This window comes from Ekhidna sp., from assembly GCF_039940915.1.
GTDB lineage: Bacteria > Bacteroidota > Bacteroidia > Cytophagales > Cyclobacteriaceae > Ekhidna.
The window spans coordinates 463,601-475,769 of the sequence record NZ_JBDVFO010000001.1; the positions used below are offsets into that span (position 1 = coordinate 463,601).

At 34.4% G+C, this 12,169-nt stretch carries 10 protein-coding genes; all 10 read right to left on the bottom strand.

Features of this window, described 5'->3' with window-relative positions; genetic code table 11:
- Positions 1–1,359 carry an undecaprenyl-phosphate glucose phosphotransferase gene (locus ABJF57_RS02115; protein WP_462231719.1) on the bottom strand — a complete coding sequence of 453 codons (1,359 nt, stop codon included), beginning with the start codon at positions 1,357–1,359 and terminating at the stop codon, positions 1–3.
- A complete protein-coding gene (locus tag ABJF57_RS02120) occupies positions 1,359–2,501 on the bottom strand; it encodes a glycosyltransferase family 4 protein (RefSeq protein WP_462231717.1) in 1,143 nt (380 codons plus the stop codon). The genes ABJF57_RS02115 and ABJF57_RS02120 overlap by 1 nt, the downstream gene beginning before the upstream one ends.
- A complete protein-coding gene (locus tag ABJF57_RS02125) occupies positions 2,479–3,948 on the bottom strand; it encodes a hypothetical protein (protein ID WP_462231715.1) in 1,470 nt (489 codons plus the stop codon). Before ABJF57_RS02125 ends, ABJF57_RS02120 begins: the two co-directional genes overlap by 23 nt.
- On the bottom strand, positions 3,935–4,864 hold the full coding sequence (locus ABJF57_RS02130; protein WP_462231713.1) for a glycosyltransferase family 4 protein: 930 nt from the start codon (positions 4,862–4,864) through the stop codon (positions 3,935–3,937). The genes ABJF57_RS02125 and ABJF57_RS02130 overlap by 14 nt, the downstream gene beginning before the upstream one ends.
- Positions 4,865–4,892: 28 nt before the next feature.
- Positions 4,893–6,764, bottom strand: coding sequence for an asparagine synthase (glutamine-hydrolyzing) (asnB, locus tag ABJF57_RS02135; protein WP_462231711.1), 1,872 nt, complete (start codon positions 6,762–6,764; stop codon positions 4,893–4,895).
- A gap of 59 nt (positions 6,765–6,823) precedes the next feature.
- Entirely contained in the window at positions 6,824–7,546 is a 723-nt protein-coding gene (locus tag ABJF57_RS02140; RefSeq protein ID WP_462260544.1) for a glycosyltransferase family protein, read from the bottom strand.
- A gap of 493 nt (positions 7,547–8,039) precedes the next feature.
- Positions 8,040–9,497 carry a lipopolysaccharide biosynthesis protein gene (locus ABJF57_RS02145; RefSeq protein ID WP_462231707.1) on the bottom strand — a complete coding sequence of 486 codons (1,458 nt, stop codon included), beginning with the start codon at positions 9,495–9,497 and terminating at the stop codon, positions 8,040–8,042.
- 16 nt (positions 9,498–9,513) lie between these two features.
- Complete coding sequence (locus ABJF57_RS02150) at positions 9,514–10,101, bottom strand: acyltransferase (protein WP_462231704.1); 588 nt, start codon at positions 10,099–10,101, stop codon at positions 9,514–9,516.
- Between the two features lies 1 nt (position 10,102).
- Positions 10,103–11,059 carry an NAD-dependent epimerase/dehydratase family protein gene (locus tag ABJF57_RS02155; RefSeq protein WP_462231702.1) on the bottom strand — a complete coding sequence of 319 codons (957 nt, stop codon included), beginning with the start codon at positions 11,057–11,059 and terminating at the stop codon, positions 10,103–10,105.
- Positions 11,035–12,168 (bottom strand): DegT/DnrJ/EryC1/StrS family aminotransferase, encoded by a 1,134-nt coding sequence (locus tag ABJF57_RS02160; protein WP_462231700.1) that lies wholly within the window; start codon positions 12,166–12,168, stop codon positions 11,035–11,037. Before ABJF57_RS02160 ends, ABJF57_RS02155 begins: the two co-directional genes overlap by 25 nt.
- Position 12,169 lies beyond the last annotated feature (1 nt).

Consider the following 12,169-nt stretch of genomic DNA (forward strand, 5'->3'; position numbering starts at 1 on the left):
TCAATAAGCGTTTTGATCACCCTTCATGATAGCAAGAGCGGTTAGAAAAATTATCTTAAAATCCAGAATAAGTGACCAGTTCTTTACATAAAATCGATCCAGTTTCACACGCCCACTCATATCACTGAGTTTGGCTGTCTCACCTCGAAAGCCTTTGGCCTGCGCAAGACCAGTTATACCTGGTTTTACTGCATGTCGTTGCCAGAATTTATCGATCTTCGGCTGGTATTCAATATTGTGCTGAACCGCTTGTGGTCTAGGACCAACTACCGACATATCACCTTTAAAAACGTTAATAAACTGTGGCAGTTCATCGATACTCGTTTTCCTGAGTATTTCTCCTATTCTAGTAATTCTCGAATCTCCTTTTTTGGCTTGGACTACTCTATCTCCTTCGTGGAGGAACATGGATCGAAACTTGTATATTTTGAAAAATTTATTATTCCTTCCATGCCGATCTTGTTTAAAGAAAATAGGTCCTTTAGATTCCAATTTAATTAACAGAGCAATAATTGGCATTAGCCAACTCAAAATAGTGATAAAGACAATGATAGAGAATACTACATCAAAAGATCTTTTAACGAATCTATTGAAAATTTGATCTAGAGGAGTTGTTCTTATACTTATAATAGGTATGCTCCCTAACTGCTGAATGGCCATGTTGTAAGACATCAGTTTACTAAACTGGGAAAAGAGATTAACCTTAAGCAGGTTACTTTCAGCAAAATGAATGATATCTCTGACTTGTTCATCATTCAAATTGGGCAGACAACAATAGAGAATATCGACTTCAAGATCAGAAACTTTAACTGGTAATTTATCCGTCTTGTCAGAATCTAGTATCCCTACTACTCGATAGCCGAGATATGGGTTTTCCTTTATGTAATCAATTAGCGAGGATGAAAGTTTATCATTCCCAATTATCAATACATTTCTATAATTATACCCCTTTGATCTATAGTACCGAATAAAATAGTGCCAGATAGTCCTCCACAATAAAACAGAAACAGTAAATATGAGGTAGGTGAAGAACAAAAATTTTCTGGAATAGTCTATGGGTTGGATTGCGAACCAGAAAGCAAAAACAACCGAAAGGTTAACTACAAGCCCCGAAAGTACTTTATTCAAGTGATCGAGTAGTCTTGAATTTCGATTAATCTCATGGAGTTTAGTTCCCCAGAAAACAAGGATCCAAATAATGTTTAACAGTATTTGAAGCACTGTATACGCTTCATTTAAGGAGAGTTCCTCAAACCGAATAAAGAAAGCGGCATATATTCCAATATTTAAGCAGATTAAATCTGCAAAAAGAAAAAAGACAGGAAAAAGTTTTGAATAACGATGATTGGATTTTGCCATTACTCGTCGGAATAAATTTTTCTCAATAGTTCTTTCTCTTTCGACCACAGAAATCTATTCCTTACTTCAATTAACAATTTTGATTGATTTTTTAACAAACTTTTATTATTTATTAAGGACATGACTTTCTCAGCAAAATCTTTTGCATTCTTCTTTTCGTACAAAAAAAGTTCATTTTTACCAAAATAGTATTCAATGACATGATTATTTGTAGTAATCACTGGAATAGCCATACCCACATATTCTAATAGTTTTACAGATAGTCCATCTTCCAGCCCATCCAATGATGCGATACCTAAATGAGAATTGCCAATTTTACTAGGAATCATATCTAGTGGAACCAGACCATGAAAAATGACTTTTTCAGAAAGGTCTAGCTGCTGAACAAGTTCCTCCAGAAATGTTCGATCATCACCTTTACCATATACGTTGAAACGGAAATTTAGACCCGCATCAGATACAATTTTCAAACCAGATATTACTGTCCGAAGACCGTATCTCTCTGCTATTGTTCCATGAAAAACCAGCTGCAAAATATCATCTTCTTCTAATTTGTATTGAATTGGTTGGAAGACTCGTTCGTCTGGCAAATTTTTTATTACTGCGATTTTATCTAAAGGAATACCATTTTGAGATATAACTTCTTGTTTGTATGGCTCATGAACGGTAATCACACTGTCAGCAAATGCGGCTGACATTCGTTCCTGAAACTTCAGAACTGATTTGGTGAAAGATGACACCAAGCCTTTTTTAAACTTTTCAACAAATACTTTAGGCATAGAGTCATGAATATCTAAAATAATCTTAGCTCCTCTAATCTTGGGGATAATACTGCAAAAGACCAAAAAATCCGGCATGTTGTGTACATGAATGATTTTATAATTGTTTCTTAAACCACTAATACTCAGCCTCACTAAAACACTTAAGAAAAAAGCGATATAAGATACTAAGTATTTCACCTTCGAATCTCCTCTGTATTGATTGACACCTGTATTGACATATTTTATCTCTTCACCTTTATATCTTCTTCCTTGTTCCTTTAACGAAAAACAGTGAACCCGACATCCCTCTTCAAGCGCAACATCAATTGCTTTTCTTACTCTGGCATCTCTTGAAAGTTCAGAGTATACTACTACTGCCATTCGCTCGCTTCGCTTCATAGAATTTTGATATTGTAATTCCTGATAATGTCATTAGAATAAACATAGGAAAAGGTTGTTCATAGGATTGATCCATCCACCCCATAACCATTAATGAGCTTATCGTCAAAAAAGTTGCGGTTGTCAATGCCTTATAATTAGGTGAAAACAATTCCAATTTTAAGGCAAGAATAAGTGCTTTAAAATGAAATATCATGAAAAATAGAAAGCCAACGAGTCCAAATTCTATAAAAATTGCCGTGAATGAATTAAATGGATTACCCAATAAAGCACTTCTCCACCTTGAATTAACAGCGTAATCATATTGATACAAATCAACCAAGATTTTTTCTGCAAAAGGGGAGGTCTTAGCCGGAAGAAATGAAAGTGTCATACTGCCCTCCTTTTTATACATAGAATCATATGCTCTGGAATTGGCAGCTCGTGAGCCACAAGTGCCTGGACCAGTACCTATCAAATATTGAAGCCAATTTCTTCCTTGACCTTCAAAAGTTCTCTTCATGTACAAATATTTGTGATTATTCTCCCCATCAACGTAGGTCATCAAAACTGGTACTATTGGCTTTAGTGCCCTTTCTAAAAAACTCATTGAAGCTAGTGAAAAAGTAAACACTATAACAATCAGGAATACTCGCCTTAAAGTATTTGACTTTATATAAACACGAATTAAAGTTAGTAGAGTGAGTCCGCCCACTAATCCAATCAAAATACTTTTAACATCTGCCAAGAATGAAAATGCCATAAAAAGAATAAAAAGAGCCAAATAGATTGAACCTACTTTAGCATTTAGTATTTTAAAATACGTCATACATGCACTGACTAGACATAAAAATCCAAAGCTATTTGCGCTATAAAATGTCCCTTTGACTTGATCTGGAGTTGCATCCCTTCTAAAAATTATGTTACTGAATCCAGTGGGTAAAACATAAGAAAAATAAGCAATCAAAACCTGTATCAAACAAATAATAATTATGTAGTGAACAAACTTATTCAAGTCAACTTTAACATTCCTGAAAAGAAAAAAATACACAAAACCAGAGGTGAATGTTATGAAGCTTAAAAAAAATGATAGATAATTGGGATCAACAATTTGAGTAAAGAGAAAAGATATCAGTCCAATTGAAATAACCGAAATAAGTAAAATTTCAGACTGATAAAATTTGTAGTTCCTATTGAATAGTATAATAAAAAAATAATAGACAGAAAGGGCAATTGAATTAAGGTAAAATACTAGAGTATTTGGTACGCAAATGATTAAAAGAGAAAGTAATAAAAGTGCGTTAAACTTTTCTTTTTTTAACAGATAGATACTCAATAAACAAACTGGGGCTAGAATTAAAGTCGATATTAATTCATTGACTATGTAAATGAATAGCAGTGAAAACAGAATAAAAATGAAATCCTTAGTGCTTTCTTTATTTATTCTCATCGATAATATGCTCATAAAGACTTACTAGCTTTTCGGATATAGTAGCATTTGAAAGATAATTAATAATATACTCTCTTCCTTTTGAATCACTATGGGAGAGGGCTGATTTAATACATACCATTAGGCTATCTGCTGTATGGCTAGCTATATAAACACCTTCAATATCTTCGAAATTTTCTCTGACATCTCCAACATCTGTGCAGGCTACCGGCCTATTGCATGCCAATGCTTCTTTAACTACATTCGGACTCCCCTCGTATTTACTTGAGAGAACAACTACATCGGCACCACCCATATAAATCGGCATTTCATCATGCGCTACGTTTACTAAAGTCTTTAATTCGACATCATTTCTACTTAGTAACGCCAAAGCGTCTGTCGTTAATTTAAAGTTCTTTTCTGGTCTCTTTGCATTGGCCGCAAACAACAGTTGTTTTTTTGTAATGTCCCAACCTAATTGGCTCTTCGCCTCAATCTTATTAATTGGTTTAAATTTTGATACATCAACCCCATTGGGGATGATTTGACATGGTCTATTCAATAAGTCTTTCATCTCATTTGACTTAACTATAGAAGCATTCGCCATGTATGAAATGAGTTTGCTAAAAATCAGATTGAGTTTGGATCTTTTTAGGTCACTCCCCATAAAAGAGACAATCCATGGCTTTTTTCTTAAGAATAAATAAGGAATGGCTGAGTATGAAAAATGTATGTGAACTATATCATACTTCTTAGACCTTAGTTTTCTTGAAAGTGAAGGAATCGATTTAAAATATGAATTCAAACCTTTTCCATTAATGAGGAAATGATCTACCTTAATATTAGATTCTAGTAGTGAATTCAGCTGGGATCTAATGATTGGGGATAATGCACTCCTATTTGTGCCTTTACTGATAAAAAGAACCCGTGGACCCATTAACTATTTTTAAACTATTTCAGCAAAGTTAAAGATCTTCGCTCCACTTTTTTAATACAGCTACAGTCCAAATAAAATTCCCTGCATCTAATTTACCTGATTGGTTACTTTCTAAAATTTCTCTCCACTTCTTACCATCTATAAAATTTTCAAGCTCTCCTAAATTTCTAATGGATTTCAATAGGCTTTCTTTTTTAAACCATTCTCTGACGGGTACTCTAAATCCTTTTTTTCCAGATTTGAGTAGTTGAGCTGGAAGATTTTTCGCGATGGTATGTCTTAAAACACTCTTTCTCTCATATCCTTCCATTTTAATTGAATGATCTACGTTTATCATCATTGATATTAGTCGATGATCAAGAAATGGAATTCTAGTCTCTAATGAGTGAGACATACTCATTCTATCGACTTTTCTCAACATATCATCCGGTAATGATACTTTAAGATGCCAATACATTAATCGATAGAAATTATTCAATTCAGCATCTAAATATTTAAAACGCTGTTGATAGAAATCATGAAAAGTGATATTTCCAGACTTAGGTAATACCAATTTATCTATTAAAACAGGGTCGATTTGTCCCGCTTTATTTTTCAATCTATCCGCAAAAGGAAGAGATGATGAATGCAATACATTGGTCGCTCTATTCGCTTTATACTTGAATCCCCCCTTCAAAAACGAAGACCCTTTTGACAGGATTCTTGGAAGATTTTTACCAACTAGTGATGGGACTCTTTGATATGCTGATGCAAATTTTTCACCCTGATAAGTAGTATAGCCTGATAGAACTTCATCTCCTCCATCCCCAGTTAATACCATCTTAACTTTTTCAGCGGCAAAACTAGATACTATGCCTGTTGGGATCGCAGACGAATCACCAAAGGGATCACCGTAATGTTTTACCACATTTGCCAGAGAAGTGTCATAAGAATCTGGATGGACGACCTTTTCATAGTGCTCCGTGTTGTATTTCTTTGATACCAATTTAGCTAGGTCGCGTTCATCAAATTCTTTCTCATCAAAACCGATAGAAAAAGTCTTAACCCTATGATCGCTGAACTGATCCATTATGGATACGATGCTTGATGAATCCAAGCCTCCGCTCAAAAATGCTCCGAAAGGAACATCACTTCTCATTCTGAGTTTCACTGAATCTTTAAAGAGGAAGTCAAATTGTTCATAAACTTCATCTTTATTTCTCAGAGTAGATTCATTGTCTATTTCTGGTAAGTCCCAGTATTTTTTTATTTCTATCTTTCCATTTTTAACTAGAATATTGTGACCAGCTTCTAATATGGAAATGTTTTTGTAAAAAGTATATGGAGCTGGCACGTAACAGAGAAGTAAATACAAATTAAGTATTTCAAAATTTGGTGTGACACTGATGCCTGACTTGAGTAGTGAAGGTAGTTCGGATGAAAAGTGAATTCCATCAGAATCTGAGAAGTAATATAGGGGCTTTTCGCCCATTCTATCTCTCGATAAGAACAAAGAGTTGTCACTCTTCTTCCATATAGCAAACGCCCACATCCCGTTAAAGTGCTCCACGCATTGCTCACCCCATTCAAGGTAGCTGTTCAGAATAACCTCTGTATCAGAATTAGTTCTGAATTTATAGCCTAGTTTGATAAGCTCTTCTCGTATCTCTATATAATTATATATTTCGCCATTATAGGTGATTACAAGCTCTTCATCACCCCTACTAATTCGCATAGGTTGTTGCCCTTCGGATAGGTCTATAATGGAAAGCCTTTTATGGCCAAACCCAACATTTCCATTGACGAAAAAACCTTCTTCATCAGGCCCTCTATGAACGAGTTCATCATTCATCCTTTTTAAAGCTGATTGATGAACTTCGAAAGCAGAATCAAGAAAGTAAGAACCACAAATCCCACACATTCAGTTTTCCTGTTTATTGAGATAAAACATATTAATTATAGAAGTACTACTTTAGTTCTTTAGTTAAATTTTAGTTCATTCAGGCTTATTCTAATCCCCGAAAAAGTTGCATTTAGTATCTTTAGGTACATATCCGCTAGTCCCTCAGACATATATTTCTCGAACCAGATTTGAGATTCATTTCCCATCTGATGAAATCGTATTTTATTTTCTTGAAATTCCCATAGAAAATTTAGAATTTGATTGCTGCTATTAACATTCAACACCGGCGGAAACTGTCTTCCGCTATTCATGAATTCATCTTCTTTTACATCTAAAAAAACAAAAACAGGTTTACCGAAAACCATTCCTTCCCATGTACTATTCCCTGCATCACCAAGTATAAACTGATCAGCAGTGAAATCCGCTTTACTTAAAACATAGTACATCTCTTTGCGAGGAATTATTGGAAACCATTCTACATGATCAGATATATCTAAATCATCTATTAGCAACTTAGAACTGTCAACATCGTTTCCATATTCAAAAAGTACCAATTTACTCTTGATCGTTGATCGTGTAATGAAGTCAGCATATCCTTTAATAAGGATATCATTCCCTTTTGAAGAACTGCTATCAATATATGTTTTCCAAACCTGTCGAGAATTTGAGACAATAATCAAATCGTTTTCCCTTCTTATTCTGTCAATTCTGTTGACAATACCTGAATCTCCTATATCAATATTAAGAGCTTCTTTCACATAGATGTGCATCATTCTTAGTGGAAAGTAATCTACCTTCATAGATTTGTAGGCATTCTTTTGAAATTTGGTGAAATTTGTAAGAATTCTATATTCGGCGTTAATTATACCTTTTCGCTGGAACCTCGCTAATATATTGTGGGCAAGAGATTTTAAGGATATTGAGTGTTTCGCAAAAGGAAAACTGTATAAATCGGAACCATAAGGTATGAATAAATCAATTTTACATCCAGCAGCTTGAAAAAATGCTGGGACATAACCGCATGCTACTACAACATCAAATTGTTTTCTAATGTATTTAATCTCCTTCTTGTAGTCAAGATTAAAAAAAGACTTCTTGGATCCCCAGTTAACCTTATTCCATTTATCTGCGTAATTCGAAGGGACGCTCGTATCAGCAGTTGGCAAAAAATGACTGGGTTCTGTTTCAAGTATAAATAAATGGGAATCAACATCTCTATCTAATAGATAGCGCTGCAAAACGAACATACTATTATTCATATTACACAACAGGGCTACTTTCATTTTGATGAATTCAACTTTTGCTATTCATTTTATCAATCTCACTTTTCAATTGAGTTGTCCAAATAAAAATCATATAAAAAACAATAATTAATACTTTCAAAATAGGGAATTCTTGAAAAAGAATGATGTTTTGAAATTGCATAATAAAGCCAATGATCATAACAATAATCATCAAATAAAAGCTTTTCCAGTAGTTAAAATCTATTTTATGTACTCTGTGAGATAGGATAGATGTTAAAACTGTGTTTATCAAAAGACCTATCATAAAACCAACAGAAATAACCCAAAATCCACTATTATTAGCTGTTTGATTAACAAAGAGAACTGAAAAAAGTATTCCAATAATGTATCCATAGATTTTTAAATAGCTCTTTTTAGATATGTCAATGCCAATAGAAAAAACTGATCCAATACTTTTGAAAGCCAATCCAAGAACTATTGGAAGGATAATAATTTCTGCACTAGCATATTTCGATGATGCAAGAATTGTAAGAAAATCATTACCAAAAAGGATAATTGTAAGAACTGCAACCGTCAATATACATGTAAAGAATATTGCAACGGATCTATATGTTTCGGATGAATCTCTAGCCTTTATCATTGATGTATAGAAAGGCACCCAGGCTGCTTGAAATGCTTGAATTGGTAATTGAATTAATAGAGCGACCTTATAACCAGCAGCGTATAATCCTAGGTGATGAGGTGTAAAAAATACCCCAATAAAATACCTATCAAGTGTCGGTAGGAAACTATCTGCAGTACAGATAATACCATACGGAATGGCATATACAAGCAACTGTTTTAGATACTTAAATTTAAAAGAAATATCAAGCCAATTTTTGATAAGAATGATCCCTACAATTGCAAATACTCCTCGGGAAAATAGCATTATCTGTAATACGTTGTAGACTGTTGGAGCAAAAAGAGTAATAGCTATTAGTAGTCCTATTATATAGGACATTGTAGACCCAAGAGTAACGATAAGAAATTGTTTTTTCTTAAACTGAAGTCTCAGTACATTGGCTACAAAATTTATTACAATTCCCAGCGGGACTTGATATAAGACCAATTTTACAAGCTCTGAATAATTAGAATCTGACCTAAAATAGTAGTCTGAAAGTTGCGATGAAAAAAGTAATAGCACCGGAATAAAGGTTGCAACTCCGATAGCTAAAATTGTAAAAGATTCCGATATAGTTTGCTTTTTTTCTTCGTCCTTTTCGTGATCATAAAAAAAACGAATAACCGCACTATCTTGACCAAATGTCAATGTGTTTATTAAAAAGAAACTTAATACGGTTAAAGTATCAATTAAGCCAAACTCTTCAACACTAAAAAATCTTGTTAAGAGAGGGAAAACAAGAAGAAATGCAAGTTTTGTAAACGCATTTGCAAATCCATATACGAATGAATCTTTAAGCAGAAACTTTAACTTTCCTTTTAGATTTAATTGGGTTGGATTTAACAATTTTCTATTTCAGGGTTCATTTCTTATAATTGAATGAGATTTGCTCTTTATCTATAATCACTTTTCCTATTATTACTGCTGGCTGACCAGCAACAATTGAATAATCAGGCACATCTGATTTGAGAAAAGACTGGGATCCTACTACACAATAGTCCCCAATACTTACTCCCTTCGAAATAATAGTATTTGGACCTATATAAGTATTTTTTCCTACAATGACTTTCTCCCTATCTATAGGCAAGTTTCCAGAGCTTAATGTTTGTTTCACATTATCATGTGAGTAAATATGCGTTCCTGATGATATGGTACAAAAGTCACCAATAACCAGTCCACCGCTTCCATCTAAAATCGTAAAAGGACCAACCCAACAGTTTTTACCTACTGATACTTTTCCAAAAACAAGGGAATTATCATAAATGGAAGATCCTTCTCCGAATCCAAGTTTTTTAGCTCTCTCCCATCTATCGAACATAAGTTCAGTAAATGGCAAAGACCTATCATACTTTTCATGAAAAGCAGAATCTAACGAATTATTAAGAGCTGAAAGCGCCTCAAATAATTCCTGTTGATTTAAATCCTTTTCTAATTCTTTTCTTCTATTCAAATTAAATATCTAGATTTTTTCTTATCCATTCAGCAGTTTTTAAGATACCTTCCTCTAGGTCTACTTGGGCTTTAAAACCTAGCAATTCATGTGTCTTATCAACACTTGGGATTCTTATTGCAATATCTGCAGACAAAGGTGGTTCAAATTCAATTTTAGAATCGGATTTGAGAACCCTACAGACAGTTTCGGCCAAACCAAGAATGGTAATAACTGCTCGTGCGTTTCCAAGATTAAAACTCTCACCAATAGCCCTAGGATCTTCAATGCATCGAATTAAACAGTCAACAAAATCGTCGACATAACACCATGCGCGAATTTGATTCCCATCACCATGAATTTTTATAGTCTCATTTTTTAGTGCCTTCTTAATAAATATTTGAATTGCACCTTCTCCTGTCTGTCCGGGACCATACACGTTGAATGGACGAACGGTTACAGCTGGCAGATTATACTGACGATGGTAAGCATGCGCCAAGTGCTCGCCAGCGAGCTTAGATACTGCATAGGTCCAGCGAGCTTCACCCGCGGATCCGGCCACTGTCGAATCGGTCTCGGATGATCGAAAAGCCATTGATCCAAATACCTCAGAGGTAGAAAAGTCAATGAATCTATCACCAACTTCATTCACCCGTGCAGCCTCTAACGCATTGGAGGTTCCTATCATATTTACTCTCATTGTTCTTACCGGATCTTTAATTACGGTATCAATACCAGCAATACCAGCGGCGTGAATAACGATATCAGCGCCCTTCATAGATTGAGTAAGCAATTCAAGATCTAATACATCGCCTTTTACAATGGACACATTTTCATGGTCAGACAAACCACTCCCACTAAGTGTATCTCTGTGAAAGTTATCATAGACAACAATCTTGTTGTTATCTACATAGTTCTTAATGAGGGTATTTGCTATGAATCCAGCTCCTCCCGTTATGAATATTGTTTTATTCTCCATTTTTTTAAAAAATCGTTAATACAATCCGATATATAGTTAATATTTTCAACAGTCAATTTTTCATACAAAGGTATCGCTAGTCCTTGTATATAAGCCTCATATGAATTAGGAAATTTGGAAGCACTGTCCAAATCATATTTATTTTTATAAAAAGTCATTTCAGGAATACATTGTGCTCCATAATTGGACTGAATTCGATTAGTCATTAGATAATCTCTTAATTCATTCCGTTGTTCTTCAGATTGAAGTACAATATGAAATGTTTGCCAATTTGTCTGAGCATATTCCGGAACTATTGGCAATCGACAATTATTTGTATCGATCTTATTAAAATAAATTTTAGCTAATTCATTTCTGGTTTCGATTAAACCTGATAATAATTCAAGTTGAGCATTAACTAAAGCAGCTTGAAACTCCGTCATTCGGTAATTGAATCCAGCCTCAACAAAATTCATAGGATACGAATCTGGTTGAATTCCATGGTTCCTTAGTGTTCTTATTTTTCTATCTAATTCTTGACTACTTGTTGTAATAAGTCCGCCTTCACCAGAAGTAATTGCCTTTCTGGGATGTAAAGAAAAAGATCCAAAATCTCCTATTGTACCGCAAAGTTTGTCTTTGTAAGTAGATCCAAGAGCACATGCAGCATCCTCAATTACGAAAAAGTTGTGCTTTTTAGCAAGATCAATAATTGGATCCATATCCACGCTTAGACCAAACTCATGAACTGGAATTATGGCTTTGGTTTTTTCAGTAATTTGCTCCTCAATTAGTTTTGGGTCAATTGTAAAGTCTTTCTTTACATCTACAAATATTGGCTTGGCGCCAATAAGTTCAACAACATTGGCAGTTGCTACATAGGATAAAGCTGGGATAATTACCTCATCTCCTACACCAACACCTAAGGCGAGTAGCGAAAGATGAAGGCTAGATGTTCCACTTGAAACGGCACTACAATGTGAAATATTCAGATATTGAGAGATGTTCTTTTCCAATTCTTTAACCACGGTACCCTGCACTAGCATTCCCGTTCTCAAAACAGAAACAACTGAATCGATAGCCGCATCGCTTATATTAGGACTAGCTAATGGTATCATCTTATCACTCATA